Source organism: Streptomyces sp. 4F14 (assembly GCF_048159485.1).
In the GTDB taxonomy this organism is placed as follows: Bacteria; Actinomycetota; Actinomycetes; order Streptomycetales; family Streptomycetaceae; genus Streptomyces.
Genome location: NZ_JBLRVY010000322.1, coordinates 1 through 337 on the forward strand (window position 1 = coordinate 1; position 337 = coordinate 337).

At 71.5% G+C, this 337-nt stretch carries 1 pseudogene; it reads left to right on the plus strand.

The features are described 5' to 3' along the window. Positions 1 to 18: 18 nt before the first annotated feature. Positions 19 to 337, plus strand: a pseudogene (locus ACLZOT_RS50930) (glycoside hydrolase family 3 protein); the annotation flags it as partial.

Consider the following 337-nt stretch of genomic DNA (forward strand, 5'->3'; position numbering starts at 1 on the left):
CACGGAAGGAGCGCGCAGGTGCGCAACTCCAGTACGGGAAGCACGGGACACACCGCACCACCTTCGAGACGTACCGTCCTCGCCGCCACCGCCGGCGTCGCCGCGGCCCTGGCGACCAGCGGCACGGCCCACGCCGCCACCCCCGACGACCGCAGGCTCCGTGCCCTCATCGCCCGGATGACCCTCCCGGAGAAGGTCGGCCAGCTCTTCGTGATGCGGGTCTACGGCCACTCCGCGACCACCCCCGACCAGGCCGACATCGACGCCAACCTCAAGGAGATCGGTGTCCGCACCGCCGCCGAGCTGATCGCCGAGTACCGCGTCGGCGGCATCATCT